The organism is Prevotella sp. AM23-5 (genome assembly GCF_003473645.1).
In the GTDB taxonomy this organism is placed as follows: domain Bacteria; phylum Bacteroidota; class Bacteroidia; order Bacteroidales; family Bacteroidaceae; genus Prevotella; species Prevotella copri_A.
Genome location: NZ_QUCG01000016.1, coordinates 46,381 through 66,938 on the forward strand (window position 1 = coordinate 46,381; position 20,558 = coordinate 66,938).

Here is a 20,558-nt window from a genome sequence, read left to right on the forward strand (position 1 = left end):
TCTCAATCATCATCATCATCGTCATCATCATCGTCATCATCCCAATCTCTATCGTGCTTCCACTTCTTCTTGTCGTGCTTCCACTTCTTGTCGTGCTTGTGATGCTTGTGATGTTTGTGATGCTTGTCTGGCTTTCCAGGTCCATAAGTTATATGGGTACCGCCTGGCCATCCCGGTCTTCCGTAGCTGCACTCTGGGCGAGGGCGGCGCTTGTCGTGTCCCCAGTTATGCTTTGGATACTTGGTGTAAATATGGTGAACATACACATGATTCTGCCAGCCGATAGGGCGATAGAAATAGTAAGAGTCCTTGAATCTCTTCCATTGTCTGGCGGTCATCATGCGCTTGAGCTGCTTGTTGCGGTAATGCCAGCCGTAGGCATCGATGTCGCGATAGCTTTGGATGCCATTGAGATAATTGAGATTGATGTTCAGGATGCTGTTGCGCTGAACGCTGCTCAATCCCAGTTCCACCACCATCTTATCTGTGATAAAACGGGCTTCAGCCTGAATATCTGTCAGTCTCTGAGCATTCATAGATGCAATCATCATCCATGCTGCAACCAATGTCATAATCATTCTTTTCATAACGATCTTCTCTTTAAAGGGTTATTACTGCATTTATTTATTTCTGGTGCAAAGATAGAGAGAATAGCTGAAAAAAGCAAAGGGAAAACCATAAACCAGCGTATGATTTTCCCTAAAAGCATCGGGGGAAACTCCCGTAATAAGATTGTAGTATCTTTTATCTGCTAATTAAAATCCTTGTAACCTCATTGACACATAATACCCCTACCTTTGCACCCGAAATATAACAGATACCACCCCGGAAGGGGAAAGATATCACCAATATTTAATAATGTATTATAGTCAGATAAAGAAAAATGGAAAAGAAAGTATCGGGTAAGCATAGCAGCATGAATGGCTTTGCTATGATGAAAGGTAGAGTAGCTACTGTAGTTTTGGCTTCGGCTTTATTGTTGGGCGGAGGCTTGACTGCTCAGGCTCAAAACACAGCATTAACAACCTGTTCTCAGAGTGCAGCAACCGCCATTCCGCAGAATCCTAACTGGAAGGCGAATGCTGCCGAATGGCAGAAACTGAAGGGTGAAATCACCCTCTACATGACCAATGATATGGGACGCAACGGCTACTACGACCAGAAGCCTATCGCCGAACTGATGGGCGAGATGGCGGGTACGGTAGATCCGGAATGCGTACTTGCCGTGGGCGACATCCACCATTTCAATGGCGTGGCTTCCACCCAGGATCCTCTGTGGCTTACCAATTACGAATGGGTTTATTCTCATCCCGACCTGATGCTCAACTGGTTCCCGGTTTGCGGCAACCATGAGTATCGTGGTAATACCCAGGCTTTTATGGACTACGGCAAGGTGAGCCGCCGCTGGATGATGCCTGCCAAATATTACACCAAGGTGTTCGACCACAAGGGAACCACCGTGCGCGTCATCTTCCTCGACACCACACCCCTTATCGATTCTTACCGCAAGAATGCGGAAATCTATCCTGATGCCTGCAAGCAGGATGCTGAGGCTCAGCTCTCCTGGCTCGACGAAACCCTGAAGAATGCCAAGGAAGACTGGGTCATTGTGGTAGGCCATCATCCTATCTACGCCTATACCACGAAGAAGGAGAGCGAGCGCCTCGACATGCAGAAGCGCCTCCTGCCTATCCTCCATAAATATAATAATGTGGCAATTTATGCCTGCGGTCACATCCACAACTTCCAGCACATCCAGAAGAAGGGCGACAACATCGACTACGTAGTCAATTCCTCTTCATCTCTGGCTCGTCCTGTGAAGCCTATCGATGGCACCGTGTTCTGCAGTCCTGCCGATGGTTTCTCTGTTTTTACAGCAGATAAGAAGCAGCTCAGAATGTCGATGATTGACAAGGATGGAAAAATCATTCACACGATTACAAAAAGTAAGTAAAAAGCAAAAGTAAGTGAAGAGTGAAGAATGAAGAGTGAAGAATTCAATAGTGATATAGATGAAAAGATTTTTGCTGAGTGCGGCGCTTCTTGCCGCTGCAACTTCCGCCATCCAGGCACACACGCTGGATGGTGTAGTCAAGGATAACAAAACGGGCGAGCCCCTCATCGGAACCGTAATCCGAGTAAAGGAGCTGCCCAACGTGAGTACCACCACGGGACTTGATGGTACTTTCACCCTGCATGAATTGCCTGATAAAGGCAAGTTTACCATCATCGTTTCCTGCATGTCGTACAAGACCAGGGAGATGGTAGTGGATGTGGCTAAAGACTTCTCCAAGGATGGAAAAGAGGGAAAGAATGGACAGTTGACCATCGCGATGGATGAAGACCTGAAGCAGTTGGGCGAAGTGGTGGTTACCGGTCATCGTGAATACCGCAGCGACCGCAGCGCCATAGAAACCGTGAAGAATGCCGGCAACGTGCTCAACGTGATGAGTCAGCAGAGCATCCAGCTTTCGCCTGATGTCAACGTGGCGAGCGTTCTGCAGCGAGTATCAGGTGTCACCATGGAGCGTGATGCATCGGGCGAGGCTTCCTACGCCATCCTCCGAGGCATGGACAAGCGATACAACTACACCCTGGTAAACGGCGTGAAGATTCCTAGTCCGGATGATAAAAACCGTTACATCCCATTGAATATCTTCCCTTCAGACCTGATGGACCGCCTCGTGGTTTCCAAGTCCCTGACGGCCGATATGGAAGGCGATGCAGCCGGCGGCGTGGTGGATATGGTGATGAAGGATGCCCCATCCCGCTTCCAGATTCAGGCGAATGCTGCCATCGGAGCAAGTGATTATTTCTGGAAGGATGGCAGGGATTATCTTACCAGCAACCGCTCTGATTATACAAAGAAATCTCCTTACGAGGCTTTCGGAAAAGACTACAAGGCGCAGATGAGCGATTTCAAGAACGGTCCTGTTCAGTTGAAGAGTCATTCTCTTCCTGCTCCTAACTTCATAGGAGGTCTGAGCATCGGCAACCGCTTCTGGAACGATCGCCTGGGCGTGATGCTTGCCGGAAGCGTGCAGAATGTTTTCCGTGGTACCGAGCGCACCTACAATTCCGTAAAGATGGCTTCAGGCGAACAGGCCATGTACATTTCCAATCTGCAGCATCGCTACTATAGCATCCACGACCTTACTGCGGGTGCTCATGCCAAGTTCGACTTAACCCTGCCTGGCCACAAGCTGGAATGGTACAACATGTATGTGCGCACCAATTCCAAGGGCACCAGATACAACAATAGCGTCAACACCGAATACATCGGAGCCGACAGCTACACCCAGGATGATGAGGTGCGCTCTCTCTCAACCACCCAGAGCATCTTCGCCACCAATCTGAAGGGTACGCATCATCTTACCAAGGATTTTACCGTAGATTGGTCGGGCGTATTCTCGCAGGCTAAGGAGGAAGATCCGGATAGAACTTACGTTACCCTGACCAACTCCATCAGCAGAACTGCCGAGAATGGCGGCGATGCCGTTTCGGGTTCCATCTGGGAAGGCGAAAAGAACATCACCAAGACCCTGCCTAAGAGTGCTGAGCGCCGATTCCAGCACAACAAGGATACCGATTGGGCGGGTTACATCAACCTCTCTTACGATACCCATTTCGCCAACTCTGTGGAGGCTCTCTGGAAGGCGGGCGCACAGTATCGCAGAAAGGAACGCAGCAACAGATATTATTCTTACATCTTCAATCCTACCGACATTTCGCAGAAACTGGATGGCAACGGATTAGACCAGTATGCCAACATCGATTGGGTTTGCAAGACCCCTTATTCTCAGGCTTCGCAGCTCAACTACGATTCCAAGGAGCACATCGGCGGTGCCTACGCCATGGTAACCCTGAAGAGCGAGGTGGGCGAACTGAATGCCGGTTTCCGTGCCGAGCACACCAACCAGATTTACACCATGCTCCAGCACTTCCGCAACATGGGACAGGTGGGAGAGCAGAGCTACTGGGATTATCTGCCATCGGCATCCATCAAGTGGACGCCAACCAGGAAGATGAACGTGCGTCTCTCTTACTATCGCTCCATCAACCGTCCGGGCTTCTACGAGATAGTGCCTTATCAGATTCAGGGCGAGGAGTATCAGGAAAAGGGTAATCCAAACCTGAAGCGTGCCCGCATCGACAACATCGACCTGCGCTGGGAGTGGTTCCCAAGCAAGACCGAGCAGATTCTTGCCGGCGTATTCTATAAGTATCTGAAAGACCCTATAGAGCAGGTGTTCGTAACATCGGATGGCAAGATTGGCGCCGGAACCGATGCCTACTACATGCCGGATAACCTGGGTAATGCCAAGAACATGGGCTTCGAAATCGATGTGATCAAGTACATCCGCCACTTCGGAGTGAAGGCGAATTATACTTACACCCATTCAGAAATCACCACCTCGAAGCGTGAGTACCAGGAGGGTAGTGCCGAGTATAAGACGGGCGTAACCCAGACCCGTCCGCTGGTTAACCAGGCTCCTCATACCGCTAACATCTCCTTATTATATAAGGATACGGAGAATGGCTGGAACGCTCAGTTGGCCTCTTCCTTCACGGGCACCAAGCTCGCCCTGGTTTCTCCTTTCAAGGATGCCGACCAGTGGGACAAGGCGATGTTCGGTCTCGATCTGAGTGCCGAGAAGCAATTCAAGAACGGCATCTCCATCTTCTTCAAGGCAAACAATCTGCTCGATGCCAAGCGCGAGAGATACTTGAAGACCGTGAACAAGAGCAACCTGGAGTATGAGGGTCAGAAGAGCGATAAGACCATCGTGGGAACTTATCAGTATGGCAGAACCTTCCTGCTGGGAGTAAGATACAAATTATAAAACAAGAAACTGTAAAAATGAAAAAGATAAATACTTTTGCTGCTTTGCTGTTGATGGCAGCAGCTGCAATGTTCTCCACATCTTGCGAGAACGATAATATCAATCCATACGATTACGTGAATAATGGCGGTAATGGAAGTGATGGCAATGAGAACCAGGGTTCTAAGGATGTCATCACAACGAAGGTGGCAGAATATCCTGCCGGTTCTGTGGTTTGGACCAAGGATACTACCCTGAGCCAGAGCGTTGAGATTCCTGTAGGAGCATCGCTCTACATTGAGCCGGGCGTAACCGTTACCTGCAAATCAGAGGTTCAGGTGCCGGTAGAAATCGTGGTATTGGGCAATCTCTATTGCCTGGGAACCGCCGAAAAACCGGTAGTCTTTACTTCTGATACCAGGAAGCCTGCTGATTGGGGCGGCATCATCTGCGGATATAATTCTGAGGAGGTGGTGCTCAACCACGTGGATGTGGCCTATGCCGGTGCTACTCCTACCGAGAGTTCAGCTTCTTTCCAGAACAAGCTTTTCAAGACCACCATCGATGGCGGTGTGCCAGCCTTCCACTTCTGTAATGTGAACGGCAAGTTTGTGATGGCCAACAGTTTCTTCCATGACAACTACAACGACCAGACTTACTTTACCGGTGGTAACGGCGTGATTATCAACAATATCTTTGCCGATAGCGGAAATGCAGCCGATGGCGGTGAGGCCATCAACGTGAAGGCGGGCTGCAAGCTCGATGTAGCCAACAACATCATCTATAACGCCTGCACCAACGCCTTCAAGCTTTCGAATGCCGGCAATAGCGAGGTAATCCCTCTCTCTGAGATGACCGCCTACAACAACACCATCGTCAACTGCGGCTGGCGCCGTTCCAAGAACAAGAAGGGTGGTTCTGTCTGGGTAGAGAAGGCAGCGAAGCCAGTCTTCGTGAACAACCTCATCTACGATTCCCGTTTCGGACTGAAGCAGCCAAAGAAGGATGGTGCTGATATGGAGCACAGTCGTCTTACACCAAACTACTACTTTGCATCTACAGAGACAGGCGTAGCGCAGATGGCGAAGGATGCAGAACTCGGCATCTGGTTTGATGCCGATATCAAGAGCAGCGTGGCAGGTCAGCTCAACCCTCTCTTCAAGAACTTCACTCAGAGCGAGAAGATGAATATCAATTGCGAAATTGATGATGTAGCCCAGGGTGCTCCATTGGCATTCGACAAGAGTTGGAATTTCGAATATCAGGCAGGCAGTCCTGCTCTTTCTGGAGGTGTAACCGATTTTGCCCGCCTCTTCCCAGAGGGCCTGCCATTCTTCGGCATGAAGCAGGTGAATTTCCTGGATAAGAATAACGACCAGAACTATTACTTCGCCGCCCCATTGCCAAGTGCAAGATTCGGAGCGTGGCTGTAGGATGAATAATAAATAAGATGAATATAAAAGGAAAAAGCGTGCAGGCAACATCATTGTCGCCTGCACGCTTTTCGTTTTTATCATTTTTATCATCTAAATTTGTTGTGATTTCCAATCGAACACGATGGTGTTGTTTTCTTTGATATTGAAACTCATACCTACCTTGATAATTTCCTTGCCGCTCATGGCAAAGGTATTGACATAATGCTTGCTTTCTATCTGCTCAAGAGCCTCCTGAGCAGTCTTTCCAAACTTCAGCTCCATTACATAGATAGCATCATCTGTCTCCATGGTTATATCAATTCTACCCTTTGACGTATGTTGCTCCACTATAATCCTGAAATTCGTGAGCAAGGCAAAGATGATATACATCGTTTGCTGGTAATGACCTTCGTAATGGGTGTTGTCGCAATAAGGCACCGTCTCCCAAAACGATTTCAATAACTGTAAGGCTTCATCTATCTTTCCATGTTTAATAAGCACCGACATCTTGGCGATGGTGGTATTGCACATCGCCGTCTTTGAGGTCAGATAATGAGGCAACAAACTTCTGTACAATCCAACTCTTATTTCCTTGTTAGGAATGGCTAGGGTATAGAGTTCCGTTTCTTCATCGTAATCCTTGATGGTGATGTAACCACTCTGATAGAGCAGCGGCATGATGGTGGTCATGGTTTCCGTGGCAGCATCAAAGTCATCCTTTCCAGCTTCCATACTCTCGCCCAGGTTCGCTGGCAGAAAGTTGAAATTGCGCATCATATTAATCAGATAAGTAGGAGTGCCGGAACCAAACCAGTAGGAATCAATCTTCTGCTTGGCAAAGCAGGTTAATAAGCTGAACGGATTATAAACGTCAGGAGAAGGCCATGTGAAATGATAGCCGTCATAATTATCCTTTAACTTAGCTAACGTCTGCTCATACGACAGGTTTAATTTTTCTGCAAGTGCCTCTATGTCATCCCGCATTCCGTTCGCCAGTTCATCTTCCGTAATTCCGCAAATGCCGGCATACGGCTCGTCCATACTGATATTGGTGATGTTGTTCAATTCGCTGAAGATGCTGAGCTGAGAGAATTTGGTGATGCCTGTGAGGAATACGAAGCGGAGCAATTTCTCGCATCCTTTTAGCGGACTGTAGAAATTGCGCATGGCGTTGCGAAGTTCTTCCAATTTTTCATCCTCGTGCACCACATCAAGCAAAGGGGCATCATATTCGTCAATCAGTATTACCACTTGCTTGCCCGTTTCCCTATAGGCAGTCTGGATAAGTGAGATGAGGCGGACGTTGGCATCAACAGCCGGATTCGTAATGCCCCATTTCTGCTCTTGTTCTGCAAGTTGCTGGTCGAAATATCTTTCCAGCTGGGCTATCTCCATGTGTTTGCCCATGCTCATATCGAAATGCAGCACCGGATAGCTTATCCAATCCTTTTCTAGCTTTTCGATGGCGAGTCCTTTGAAAAGATCCTTCTTTCCTTCAAAATAGCTCTGCATGGTAGTTAGCAACAGCGACTTTCCGAAACGGCGTGGACGGCTCAGGAAGAAATAAGTACCATCAGTATGTGCCATACGATATACATATTCCGTCTTGTCAATGTAGAACTTATCCTCTACTCGGATTCGTTCGAAAGTTTGTAATCCTATCGGATATAGTTTTCTTGCCATAATTGCTCGCCTTTCTTTTAAGTGATATTCTCTTTGTTGGCAAAGATACGAATAAATGGTGAAACCACCAAATAATAAACATCTTTTCTTCATTTATGCCCCTTATCTCATTTCCTTATACCTTTTATTTCTTTTCTCCCTCCTCTTATCTCCTTTCTCCCTCCTTCCAGTATTAATTTTGTGTTAATCTTAGGAAAAGTCTTGGTTGTTATTAGGAAAAAATGTACTTTTGCCTAGTAGAAAGTTTCGTTCAATACTTTTGAATGTGCGTTCAGAACTTTTGAATGTGCGTTCAATACTTTTGAATGTAGGTTCAATACTATTGAACGGAGATTTCTATTAGGGGTAGTAACAATTATCCTTAGGGTTAGTAACAATTATCCTTAGGGTTAGTAACAATTATCCTTAGAGACGGGAACCATTATGATGAATGGTGAATAAGAAATCACTTAGGTATAGTGGCTGTTGCAATAAGGAGTGATAACAATCTTTATAAGAAAGGAATCGTCATGACAAAGTACAAGTTGCAAGAGATGCCCGATGTTCATAACACAGGCAAGCGCAGAGTCTATCCCAAGATGGTGACCAATCGGACACTATCCAGAAAAGAGTTCATCAAGAGGATGCAGGGCTACCATCGTGGTATTTCGGAAAGTACCACGGAGGCAGTATTGCTAGATGTGGCTGATATGCTGGTAGAAATGCTCTCCATGGGCTACAATGTGAATCTGGAAGGTATCGGTACCTTCTCCCTCTCCCTCGGTTTCGAGGACGATAAGCCTACGGAAATGCAGAGTGAAGAGGATAAGATGACGTATCGTAAGGTGGGCGTGAAGGACATCAACTTCAAGGCATCTCCTGATTTTCTCAAGAGTGTGAAGCTGGAAACCGATCGCGGTCTGGAACGAGATATGGGTGGCGTAAAGGTGATTCGCAAGCAGCTTTATTCCAAGGAAGAGCGCATCGCCCGTGCCCTGGAGGTGATAGATAAGAACGGAGTCCTCACCCTAGGCGATTATGCCTCCATCAACAACCTGAGCCGCACTTCCGCCTCTATGGAACTGAAGGAAATCACCGCCGACCGAACTTCGCCGATAGGTTCGATGGGCAGCGGCAGCCACAAGGTTTGGGTGAAGAGAAAAGAATAAATGCAGCAAACTTAATTGTTTAATCGTGTTATGAATACAACGTTACAAAAGAAAAAGTCACAATCAGAATTAGATAAGGCCATCCTCGAAGTAAAAAAGGAGAATGTCAAGAACTTTGATATATTGGAGGATATGATGAACTATCTGGAGGCTGAGACATGAGTATAAGATGCCTGTTTAAGAAGTAAATCATCAACTATTTTATTGGGATTTGCAAGAAACTATTTCTAACTGTACGGTTGAAACGGGCTGAAAGCCCAAAAGCTCTTAGCCCAGGGCATCGCCCTGGGTATAATAGCAATCAATAAGACGCCCTGTAAGGGCAAAAGCTTTGTTTATTGCTTGGTTCTTTGAAAGCTTCTTCCCTTTCAGGGCGTATTGGGTAATTTCAACCGTACAGGTCGAACTATTTCTCTTTTAAATCATTTGCCGACTTTTCGAAATCAGCTTTGATATCATCTAATAGTGGATTTCTGTTTTCTACAATGATAGAAGAGTAGAATCCTTGACCTTCAATGGTTGTGTTAGCAGACTGGATGGTATACTTTTGTGGGTCTGCATATTCCTTGAACCATCTTATAAACAAACGATTTCTAACTTCTTCACGGTTGTCACTTGTGTCGCAAATATATAGTAAGACATTCAAGTTTTGAAGGAAGAACTCCTCAATGATGGCAATAATCGTTGTGCTTATTTTATTATCGTATGAGTCATGGATTTTATTGTCATTGTGTATGCAAAATTGATAGCTCATACAACCGCCAAGAGAAAACTCTTCCGTAAAAGAAATGGTATAGTTAATCCCCTTGTCTGTTGCAAACAGATAATCACCCTTATCTGAGCAGATAACTCGATAAGGTGATTTGCTGTTAATGTGATGTAGAGACAGTTCTTTCATGCGTTTGCAAATTTAGCATAAATGTCAATGCCATCATATTGTTTTGCTCTTTCGAGCATCTCCTCTTTATGTTTTAGGAGTTGTTTAAACTTTCTGATGGTTTCCTCCTTTGTATTGTTCTTTGTTGCTTGCATAATAACCTCCTTTTTAATGTTATTGTTATTAATTTGGTGGCAAAGATAAGAAAAGTAAATGAGATATGCAAGAAAAAAGACCTAAAATTTTGTGAAGCCAATTCTTTTTCGTACTTTTGCAGTTGTCTTGCTGTGGATGGCTGGCGATGAGTCGCTGGCTAAGTAAAAGTCCATGGCTTGGCCTATCATAATTAAGAAAGACGTGTACTACGTTTTCTTCTGATCTTTCGAAACCTAGGAAATTTCAAAAGTTACACTCAGATGAAGACAGCGGTAGGCGCCTTCGCTTTATGTGTGTATGTACACAGGCATAGGTGTGCCCTTTCCATTCGTTTGGATAGGGTACATCCTGTGCTATTATATATGCAAGTTTGGCGTAGGTTTCTGTTGCTTCTTATCCTTGGTGTATAAGGTTTTCCTAGGACCTCGAAAGGCAAGGGTAATGCGAGTGATAGATTCCCTACGCCATTTCTGTTTTGGTAGCAACCATACAAACTAACAAGAATGTTTCTGCTTGGGGGAATGGCGGAAGTGCCAATAGCCTAAGGAGATACAGACAGATGAGCACTAAGTTTTTTAATAATACTCCTGATAATTCCCTGTTCGAGAAGTTCAAGGGAATAGCCCACAACATGCTTGACTTTCATACCTTTCAGGCAGTAGTAGGATATTTCCGAAGTTCGGGCTATTTCAAGCTTCGTGAGGAATTTGAACAGGTCAAAAAGATACAGATATTGGTAGGTATCAATATCGACAACATATTCCGTAAGCAATCCAAACTCTTTTTCGGCCAGATTGATGAACAAGCTGTCGTCGATGCCTATTCTCACGATTTCGTTGAAGAAGTGAAAAACGCAGGCTATGATGAGCAGACGGAGAGAGGTATCCTCCAGTTTTGCCAGGACATCATCGACAAAAAACTGGAGATGCGTATCCATCGAAGCAAAAACCTCCATGCCAAATTCTATCTTCTTCTCCCGGAAAACCATAATCCAAACTCTGATGGCTGGGTTATCATGGGGTCCTCTAATCTATCCGATTCCGGTATGGGAATCATGCCTAGTAACAGATATGAGTTGAACGTGGCGATGAAAGATTATGATGATGTGGAATATTGCAAGCAGGAATTTGAGCAGCTTTGGGAGCAGGCCGTTCCTCTGAATCTGCAAGACATCGAACAGATGAAGGCGAAGACTCATCTTGCCCAGTTGCCTACACCATACGAACTCTATATGAAGGTGCTGATAGATACCTTCGGTTCGCAGGTAGAGGATGACTTTGCGATGGAAATGCCTGAGGGCGTGAAGGATATCCGCTATCAGCACGATGCCGTGATTCAGGGTTATCAGATGCTGATGCAGCACAATGGTTTCTTCCTTGCCGATGTGGTGGGTTTGGGTAAAACCATTGTAGCCACGATGATTGCCAAGCGATTTGTTGAAGCAAATGGAAGATACACCAATATCCTGGTGGTTTATCCGCCAGCCTTGGAAAAGAACTGGACTGACACTTTCAAGCTTTTCGGCATCAAGCGCTACGCCCAGTTTGTGAGCAATGGCAGTCTGAATAAAATCCTAGAGGGCGAAGGCAACTTCCGTGAAAAGGGAGAGTATGACCTGGTGATTGTTGATGAGGCGCATAACTTCCGTGGAGCCACCGCTGGCAGATACGATGATTTGCAGTTAATCTGCAAGACTCCTCGCATGAACGAAGGTTTGGTAAAAGGCCGTCACAAGAAGGTGATGTTGCTTTCGGCTACTCCGCTCAATAATCGTCCAACCGATCTTCTGAATCTCTTGCTTCTCTTCCAGAATGCCCGCTATTCCACCATTGAAGGCATCCCGAATCTGCCTGTAACCTTCTCTCCATGGATAGAAGATTACGATAAGCTGATGCGTGAGCGTAAGTTAGACAAGAAGAACGAAAGAAATGCAGAATTTGCCAAGCGCACCGATGACCTCTACGAGAAGATAAGAACGCAAGTGATTGATAAGGTGACGGTTAGACGAACTAGAAACAATATCAAGAATGTGCCTGCCTACAAGAAAGACTTGGATGACCAGCACATCGTATTCCCGGATATTCTGCCTCCTAACGAATTGATGTATGAATTAAATGGCGGTTTGAACGACCTCTTCTATAGTACGATGGCGATTCTTACCGATACGCCTCATCCCGAAGATAATCCCACAGGCAAGGGCTTGCACTATGCCCGCTATCGTGCCGTGGAGTTCTTGCAGGGCGAGGCGCGCAAGAAGTATCCTACTGCCCTTCATATTTCCACCATGCTGACAGGTATCTATCGTGTTCACATGGTCAAGCGATTGGAAAGCAGTTTTTACGCCTTCCGCCGTTCGCTCCATACCTTTCTCCGCATTACCGAGGATATGATTAAGATGTTTGACCAGAACAAGGTGATTATCGCTCCCGATATCAACGTGAAGGATAAGCAAGCCAAGGGCTGGGAGTTAGACCGCATCATAGAATATGCCTTAGAAAAAGGCTTGAAAGAGGAAGATACGGTCTTTAAAAAAGAGGATTTCAGCGAACAGTTCCTGGAGATGCTGAAAGAAGATGCTAAGAATTTGAAGGAGCTTTGCAGAAAATGGGATGAGGTAAGCGAAGACCCCAAGCTGGAACTGTTTATCGATAAACTGAAACATGAATTCTTTGATAAGGAGATAAATCCTACAGGCAAACTGGTTATCTTCTCAGAGAGTGTAGATACCGTGAATTATCTGACGGAGCAGCTGCAGAATCGTCTGCATCGTCACGACATTCTGGATGTCTGTGCCAGCAATCGTACCAACCGGCAGGATATTCTCCGCAAGTGCTTTGATGCCAACTATGCCGAGCAATCGGATGAATTCAACATCGTGATTACCTCTGATGTGCTTGCCGAAGGTATCAACCTGCATCGTGCCAACGTCATCATCAACTACGATTCGCCATGGAATGCTACCCGACTGATGCAGCGCATTGGTCGTGTAAACCGTATCGGTTCGGTGGCAGACAAGATATACAACTACATGTTCTATCCGTCGATGCAGGGCAACCAGGAGATTCATCTCTATAGCAATGCCCTCATCAAGTTGCAGGGCTTCCATTCAGCCTTTGGCGAGGATGCGCAGATTTACTCTAGAGAGGAAATTGTGAAAGAGTTCCAGATGTTTAATCCTGATATTCAGGATGCTGTGGATAGAAACCTGAAGTTCCTGGAAGAAGCCCGTGAGCTTTATCGCACCCATCGCAAGCTCTACAACAGCATCAAGGCTTTGCCGATGAAGAGCCGAACGGTGAGGGAAATCGGAAAACATCCTCATACCACAATCGTCTATCTTTCTTCGCCTCAGAAGGTGGAGTATTACTGGGTTAAGACTGACGGCAAGGTTTTGTCTATCCCATTCTTGGATGCGATGGACATCATGAAAGCTGAGATGGAGGAGAAGCCGGGTGACTTTGCGAAGGTAATGGATTTCCATTACGACCAGGTGAAACTGGCATTGGAATCCTACCAGAAGGTGGTAAGAAAGGTGGTGGATGCCGAAAGCATGGAGAACAGGAAGAAAGATAAATCGACCAATGCCGTGCTGAGCATTCTCCGTACGATGAACCGAGCCTTGAATGCTGTGGATGCGGAGACGGCTGTGGCGCAAATCAAGAAGCTGGAGCAGATAGTGGAACTAGGCGTCTTCACCGGTCTCAATTCAAGCATCAACAGTTTCAATCGCCAGGTAAAGAAGCAGAAACCATCCAGCGAAGAACTCATAGCGCAAATCATAGACAAGATAGACGAACTCTTTGATCGCTACAACATTCCGCTGGATACCGACGAGGAAAGAAACGGGGAAATCTTGGAACCGCAGATTGTGGTATCTGAGTCATTCATCTAAGTCTCTCTATATAATAAGGTGTAAGAACAGAAAAAACAAAGATAGTTATGGCAACATATAATAAAGAAACATTCAAGCGACTCTTTCAGTCGAAGTTCAATCTTTCAAAGTGGCAGATGTTGCTGCAGGATTACTTTCATGCAGACAAGGTGCGTGTGAGTCCTGAGGTTTTGGACGAGGATGCCGAAGACCGCAAGGGATATTTCCTGGGCAGCATGACAACGCAAGATAATTATGAGTTAGGATTCTTCTATTATGAAATGGAGGATGGTTCGGTGCTGCGCCGCAAGGTGGGGCTTCGTAACCTGATTCGTCCTTATCTGGGCTATGGCTTTGATGCTGCCTTGGCGGTATTTAATGATGGAACCAACTGGCGCCTGTCTTTGATTTGCGACTTGAAGGAAGATGCTACCAGCACCAAGCGATTCACCTATGTGTTTGGTGATGAGAAGGCTTTTTATAAGACTCCTATACTTCGTTTTGAAAGCTTACGGACAAAAGCTAATGAGTTTCTTGAAATCAAGAAAGCCTTCTCTGTTGAGGCTCTTTCTGATGATTTCTTTGATGAATACCGTAAACAGTATGCTGAATTCGTGAAATTCCTTACGGGTAAGGAATACGTAAAGAAGGGAAACAAATGGGTGGATCAGAAAACAGGAGAGCCTGATGCCCAGTATTTTACATCCTTTAAGGAGGATGATAAACTGGTGCGCGATTATATCAAGAAGATGATGGGTCGTATCGTGTTCCTTTATTTCCTGCAGAGTAAGGGATGGCTTGCTGGCAATCTGCATTACATGCACGATTTGTTCTATGATGCTTCTGATGAGGCAAAGGAAAATTTCCTGGACAAGGTGCTTGAACCTATGTTCTTTGGCTTGCTCAATACCAAGCCTGAGGACCGGAGTAGTGCGCCTATGGTTAACGGAGTGGGGGTGAAGTATATTCCGAATGCCGATAAGATTCCTTATCTTAATGGTGGTCTCTTCCAGCAGGAGAAGATAGATGAAGTAGATTCTTGTTTCCCTGCCGGAATGTTCCAATCTCTCTTCGATTTCTTTGATAGTTATAACTTTACGATTGATGAGAACGATCCGAATGATGCCGAGGTGGGAGTTGACCCTGAGATGCTTGGCAAGATTTTCGAGAATCTTTTGGAGGATAACAAGGACAAGGGTGCTTTCTATACGCCAAAGGAAATAGTTCGTTACATGTGTCAGGAGTCGCTGACGGCGTATCTGCAAACAGGTATCGAGGATGCAGAGGTAAAGGAACATATTGCTAACTTTGTGAAAACCAATGATGTGGAGGAGCTGGGTGGAGCTTCTTCAGAACTTGCCATGTCTATCGACCGGAAGTTGATAGACGTGAAGATTTGCGACCCTGCCATCGGTTCGGGAGCTTTCCCTATGGGCTTACTCCGTGAACTCTATGCATGCCGCAAGTCCATTGAAATCTTCGAGGAGGATAATGCTGCCGACATCAAGCGCCACATCATTCAGAACAACATTTATGGTGTTGATATTGAGAAGGGAGCCGTAGATATCGCCCGTCTCCGTTTCTGGCTTGCTCTTATCATCGATGAAAAGGAGCCGATGCCTTTGCCTAATCTCGACTTTAAGATTATGCAGGGCAACTCGTTGCTGGAGAGTTATAAAGGGGTGGACTTGAATGTTATTTCCAAGAAACTGAAGACTGGTAAGGATACCAAGAAAACTCGTGGTGTTCTCTCGTTGGGTTTTGAGGAAACTGATGTTCAGAAGACCATTCAGGATTTGGTTAAATCATATTTTAGTATCACCGACCATACCTTGCGTGCTCAGCGTCGCCAGCAGATAGATAAGTACGTAAAAGATTACATCAAGATTTGTGCCGAGGGAAATCATGAGGTACAGGATGCCGTAGATGAGCTGGAGATTCCAAATGACCAGTTCTTCCTTTGGCATACATATTTTGCAGATGTATTCGAGAAGGGCGGATTTGATATTGTGATAGCAAATCCTCCTTATGTTTTAGTTCAAACGATAAAAGATAAAGCCTTACAAAAATGCTATAAGGACTCTTTTGAAGTATCTTCTTATAAGATAGACTTGTATCATTTGTTTATAGAAAAAGGCTTTGACATGCTAAAGAAAGAAGGTACTTTGATTTACATAAATCCAAGTAACTTTTTAACGAATAATTATACAATTTCATTGCGAGATTATTTATTACAGCAAAATAGCCTCTGTAGCATTATAAACATTGAAGATGATGTTTTTGCAGCTAGTGTAAACACGTGTGTGTTTCTTGGCAGGAATATATCACCTAATTCCAATTCTGTATTGAATTACTATAAAGGAAATGTAAAACAAGGTGTATTAGAGTTACGATTACTTTCTCGAGACTTGCAATTAAATTATTTGAAAGTGTTTGGACACATTATTCAACCAAAAGGAACTGATGACGTGCAAATGATATTAAGCAAAATTTCTTCAGCTTCTATCCTAATGAAGCAATGTGCTACCATAAAATTTGGAATGCAGTTACGCAATAGAAAAATTTATCCTATGGATGTTGTGGAAAATCCGAATAATGAAAGTTTGACACCTTGGCATCGCAAATGCTTGACAGGGAAGGATATTCATCCTTATTGTGCTAATTATTCAGGATTGTATTGTTATTACAATGTTGAAGCCAAGTGTGGTGGGTGTTGGGATGAAACAATTCATAATCAGGAAGTGAAAGTTTTGGTAAGACAAGTCGGGGCAGTACCAGTTTGTGGAATTGATACTAATGGTTATGCAATTTTAAATAGTGCCTTCATGATAGTATCGGATGCTGTTTCACCTTTTTATTTATTGGCTTTATTAAATTCTACACTATTGAGATTCTATTGGAAAAACGTTTTTGAAGATAAGCGTAAAACTTTTCCTAAAATAAAAGGATCATATTTGGAACAAATGCCAATGGTTATTGGGAATACGGATCAGGTTGTTCAACTGGCAAAGAAAATAAATGAAAAGAAACGTAATGAGCAAGATGATGCTTGCCAACATGAATTGCAAACTATCGACTTCCTCGTCTATCACCTCTATGGCTTGACCTATGATGAAGTGTTGATTGTTGACCCAGAGACTCCAATCTCTCGTGAGGAGTATGAGGCATATAAAGAGGAATAAAAGACGAAATTTCGTAAGTGAGACTAGCTTATTACGAAATTGATATTCAGTATTTTAGTTCTAGCGCCCCCGTGAAATGCGGGGGCGCTAGAATCCTATTCCGATTGTCAGAACTGGGGAATATATTATAGGTGGAACTCTTTTTAAAGCTTTTGCCCTTGCAGGGCGCATTGCAGATTGCTAGTGTACCCAGGGTGTTGCCCTGGGCTAAGAGCTTTTGGGCCTTCAGCCCGTTCTTGAACCATCTGCGGACAACATGGTATCCTTTAAATTCTGTTTTCTTTGAATAAATTGCTGATTTTTGAAAGAAATTGCGTAATTTTGCAACCGAAAAGAAATAATATTCAGTTTTTAATAGACAAATGGTAGATACATTACAAAACTTTTTAGTTCAGGTTAGCGATTTTCTCTGGTCGTATATCATCATCACCGTGTTGATATGCTGTGCCCTGTTTTTCACTTGGCGTACTAGGTTTGTACAGTTTCGACTCATCAAGGAGATGGTCAGGCTGCTGTTGAATCCCGACAAGATTCAACCGGAGGAGATAGGCCATGATGAGCTGTCGATGGAGGTAAAGGTGGATGGCGAGATGAAACATATCTCTTCCTTCCAGGCTTTCGTGGTGGCATTGGCCAGCCGTATCGGTACGGGTAATCTTGCAGGCGTAGCTACTGCAATCAGCATCGGTGGACCGGGAGCCGTGTTCTGGATGTGGGTGCTGGCTTTACTGGGTTCAGCATCGGCTTTCATCGAATCAACTCTTGCCCAACTTTATAAGCGTAAGGGCAAGACATCCTTCTTTGGTGGACCTGCCTATTATATGAAGTATGGATTGGGAAAGGGATGGATGGGTATTCTCTTTGCCGTCCTGATGATCATCACCTTTGGCTTTGCCTATAATTCTGTTCAGAGCAATACCATCTGTCTGGCTTGGCAGAAAGCGTTCGGTATCGAACCAGCTACCATGGGAATTGTGCTTACTGCGCTTACCCTTCTCATCATCTTCGGTGGTATCCAGCGAGTGGCTAAGTTCTCTTCTACGGTGGTTCCTGTGATGGCTGTCGTCTATCTTCTGATAGCTGTAGGAGTAGTGGTTTGGAATATTGCCAGTCTGCCTAAAGTGTTGCTTGCCATTGTGGAGAATGCCTTCGGATTCAATCAGGCTGCCGGCGGAGTGCTGGGTGTTACGGTGATACAGGGTATCAAGCGAGGTTTGTTCAGTAACGAGGCTGGTGAGGGTAGTGCACCTAATGCAGCAGCTGTGGCTACGGTAAGCCATCCGGTGAAGCAAGGTTTGATTCAGGCTTTGGGTGTTTTTACAGATACCTTGGTGGTATGTTCCTGCACCGCCTTCATCATTCTTGTGAGTGGGGTAGATGTTACCGCATCCAATGGTATCCAGCTGACGCAGGATGCCTTGACCCACGAAATCGGAAGTATCGGCAATCCATTTGTGGCTGTGATGATCTGGCTCTTTGCCTTTAGTAGCATCATCGGCAACTATTATTATGGCGAGACCAATGTGAGATATATCAGGGATTCCAAGTTGGGCGTATTTATCTATCGCCTTGCTGTGGCAGCGATGGTCATGGTAGGAGCTGTGGTATCGCTGGATTTCGCATGGAGCTTTGCCGATATCACGATGGCTCTTCTCACGCTCTGTAATCTGGTGGCTATTGTTCTGCTTTCCCGCCAAGCCGTCTTCCTGCTGCAAGATTATCGTCAGCAGAAAAAGGAAGGAAAGAATCCAGTATTCAGCAAGGATAAGATGCCTGAGATTGCTGATAAGCTGGAGGCATGGTAATATACGGCTTTTATCTGAATGATGCAAGAAAAAAGGAAAAAGCTTTGAATAAGATTGTTTTCAAAGCTTTTTCCTTTTTTCTGTACGTATTGCTTAAAGTATAGTTATAACATTGTCAAATGGTGGTATAACATATAGCTGTCATTGAAATCAGATCTGCTACCACCTGCGGACAACATAGTATCTTGTAGGGAATGCCAGGCTTACAATCAGGGCAAAAATCAGTACAGCAACAATTCCCACAATAATATAGGCTATTACAACACAAATCAGATATATTGCCACTATACTGAGGAAAGAATAGAGCATCATCCAGCTTGCTGCCTTCTTGCCATATTGTTCCTTGTCTTTCTTATATCTGTACCAAAGACACAGAACGGGGGTTGCTATGGTTAATGCTACACCTGTCAGCGATAGGAAGATCTGCGAAGTGCTGTCCTGTTCTGCCAGCGTTGCCAGATATCCAAATAATATGGTAATCACTACAGTTGCTAGTGCCGCCAGTACGGGAACGAGGAGCAACTTGTTGAATCGTTTGTAAGGTATCACTTCCGTGCCACATTTCCCATTCATCCATTTTGCCAATTTCTGGTATCTGAAAACATAAAAGAAAGTGAACACAATGGCGATAAGACCGAGGGCGCCTCCAACAAGTGACAGGAGCAGCAACGCTATGCTCATTAATACTCCAGTTTCTTCCTTTTCGGCGCTTTGCTGAGTTCCTGCTGGTGCTTGCATATCCTCTTTCTTGGCATCTGCATTAGAGGCTTGTTTCCCTTTCTGTTGGGCAACGGCAGTCAGTTCCGTCTTTTCATTCTTGGCGTCTTCCTTGACATCCTGCTGTGTGGCAGCTGCAGGCATTTCTTCTTCTACATCAACATCAGAATCCGGTTCTGGCTCAAATCGTTGGCAGCAGTAAGATGCCACATAAGCCGTTTTGCCCTTGTAGAGGAATCTGATCATGTCGCCATCCATACCTTCCTCCTCAAAAGTATCACCCTGATGCATCATGCCCAACTTCGTAAGATAATTAGGCGAATCCCACACCGTCAGGTCGGCATCTTTCACCTCCCACATATCGCCTTTCTCAGCAAAGCCAGCCATAGAAAGCAATGCGAAGGCGAATACTAACAATAGTTTTACGTATTTCATAAGCCCTGCTCCCTTTCTTCCATTTTCTTCATTTCCTGTTTCTCCTTTGCCTTGTCCCATGCAAAAGAGAATAACTTGCCAAAGAGGCGCAGCACACGCATGGCTATCCATTTGATGACACGCACAATATCCCACAAGATTTCTTCACCAATATTACGCATAATTCTTAAAATTTAAGTTAGACATTTATTATTTGATTATTTACTACTACATTTCGCCGTTCACTTAGGGATGCTAAGTATAACAAGAGAATGACTGAATGCAAAGATAGCGACAATTACCATACAAAGCTTCAAACGACAGTAAAAAAAGGATATTTATATTCATTTCTACGGATTACCATCGTATGCAGCCTATGGTTTTCCGTAGGTAAAGGGACGTATGAACGGAAAAACAACAGCCGCCACCTTTTTTAACAACCTTAATTCCGCAACACTATAATTTAA

Annotated in this window: 13 protein-coding genes; 8 read left to right on the forward strand and 5 right to left on the reverse strand. The window is 44.9% G+C overall.

Annotated elements, in window-relative coordinates; all coding sequences use genetic code 11:
- Window positions 1-2: 2 nt before the first annotated feature.
- The gene (locus DW657_RS05890; RefSeq protein ID WP_118311764.1) at window positions 3-587 is read right to left on the reverse strand and encodes a hypothetical protein; all 585 of its coding nucleotides are present in this window, start codon (window positions 585-587) and stop codon (window positions 3-5) included.
- Window positions 588-883: 296 nt separating this feature from the next.
- Between DW657_RS05890 and DW657_RS05895 the strand changes: the two genes are divergently transcribed.
- The 3 genes from DW657_RS05895 to DW657_RS05905 are packed head-to-tail and all read left to right on the forward strand — an operon-like array spanning window position 884 to window position 6,256.
- Window positions 884-1,954, forward strand: a complete 1,071-nt coding sequence (locus DW657_RS05895) for a metallophosphoesterase (RefSeq protein WP_118311765.1) — start codon at window positions 884-886, stop codon at window positions 1,952-1,954.
- A gap of 58 nt (window positions 1,955-2,012) precedes the next feature.
- Window positions 2,013-4,844, forward strand: coding sequence for a TonB-dependent receptor (locus tag DW657_RS05900; protein WP_118311766.1), 2,832 nt, complete (start codon window positions 2,013-2,015; stop codon window positions 4,842-4,844).
- 17 nt (window positions 4,845-4,861) lie between these two features.
- Window positions 4,862-6,256 carry a hypothetical protein gene (locus DW657_RS05905; protein WP_118311767.1) on the forward strand — a complete coding sequence of 465 codons (1,395 nt, stop codon included), beginning with the start codon at window positions 4,862-4,864 and terminating at the stop codon, window positions 6,254-6,256.
- Window positions 6,257-6,349: 93 nt separating this feature from the next.
- Here the strand turns inward: DW657_RS05905 and DW657_RS05910 are convergent, their stop codons facing one another.
- Window positions 6,350-7,921, reverse strand: a complete 1,572-nt coding sequence (locus DW657_RS05910; protein WP_118311768.1) for an ATP-binding protein — start codon at window positions 7,919-7,921, stop codon at window positions 6,350-6,352.
- A gap of 509 nt (window positions 7,922-8,430) precedes the next feature.
- Between DW657_RS05910 and DW657_RS05915 the strand changes: the two genes are divergently transcribed.
- Together DW657_RS05915 and DW657_RS18575 are read left to right on the forward strand one after the other, a co-directional pair.
- The gene (locus tag DW657_RS05915; protein ID WP_118311769.1) at window positions 8,431-9,069 is read left to right on the forward strand and encodes a hypothetical protein; all 639 of its coding nucleotides are present in this window, start codon (window positions 8,431-8,433) and stop codon (window positions 9,067-9,069) included.
- Window positions 9,070-9,099: 30 nt separating this feature from the next.
- Window positions 9,100-9,231: a hypothetical protein gene (locus DW657_RS18575; protein WP_255415898.1), complete on the forward strand. Its 132-nt coding sequence runs from the start codon at window positions 9,100-9,102 to the stop codon at window positions 9,229-9,231.
- Window positions 9,232-9,475: 244 nt separating this feature from the next.
- On the opposite strand, the gene DW657_RS05920 is transcribed toward DW657_RS18575, so the two are convergent.
- On the reverse strand, window positions 9,476-9,967 hold the full coding sequence (locus tag DW657_RS05920; RefSeq protein ID WP_118311770.1) for a DUF6169 family protein: 492 nt from the start codon (window positions 9,965-9,967) through the stop codon (window positions 9,476-9,478).
- A gap of 694 nt (window positions 9,968-10,661) precedes the next feature.
- Here DW657_RS05920 and DW657_RS05925 point away from each other — a divergent pair.
- The 3 genes from DW657_RS05925 (at window position 10,662) to DW657_RS05935 (ending at window position 18,960) form a co-directional block, all read left to right on the forward strand.
- On the forward strand, window positions 10,662-13,994 hold the full coding sequence (locus tag DW657_RS05925; RefSeq protein WP_118311771.1) for a helicase-related protein: 3,333 nt from the start codon (window positions 10,662-10,664) through the stop codon (window positions 13,992-13,994).
- A 47-nt stretch (window positions 13,995-14,041) separates the two neighbouring features.
- A complete protein-coding gene (locus tag DW657_RS05930; RefSeq protein ID WP_118311772.1) occupies window positions 14,042-17,155 on the forward strand; it encodes a TaqI-like C-terminal specificity domain-containing protein in 3,114 nt (1,037 codons plus the stop codon).
- 362 nt (window positions 17,156-17,517) lie between these two features.
- Window positions 17,518-18,960, forward strand: a complete 1,443-nt coding sequence (locus DW657_RS05935) for a sodium:alanine symporter family protein (RefSeq protein ID WP_117661492.1) — start codon at window positions 17,518-17,520, stop codon at window positions 18,958-18,960.
- A 159-nt stretch (window positions 18,961-19,119) separates the two neighbouring features.
- On the opposite strand, the gene DW657_RS05940 is transcribed toward DW657_RS05935, so the two are convergent.
- Both DW657_RS05940 and DW657_RS17680 read right to left on the reverse strand, forming a co-directional pair.
- Window positions 19,120-20,112 (reverse strand): hypothetical protein, encoded by a 993-nt coding sequence (locus DW657_RS05940; protein ID WP_117661493.1) that lies wholly within the window; start codon window positions 20,110-20,112, stop codon window positions 19,120-19,122.
- Window positions 20,109-20,273 carry a hypothetical protein gene (locus tag DW657_RS17680; RefSeq protein WP_158556273.1) on the reverse strand — a complete coding sequence of 55 codons (165 nt, stop codon included), beginning with the start codon at window positions 20,271-20,273 and terminating at the stop codon, window positions 20,109-20,111. The genes DW657_RS05940 and DW657_RS17680 overlap by 4 nt, the downstream gene beginning before the upstream one ends.
- Between the last annotated feature and the right edge of the window lie 285 nt (window positions 20,274-20,558).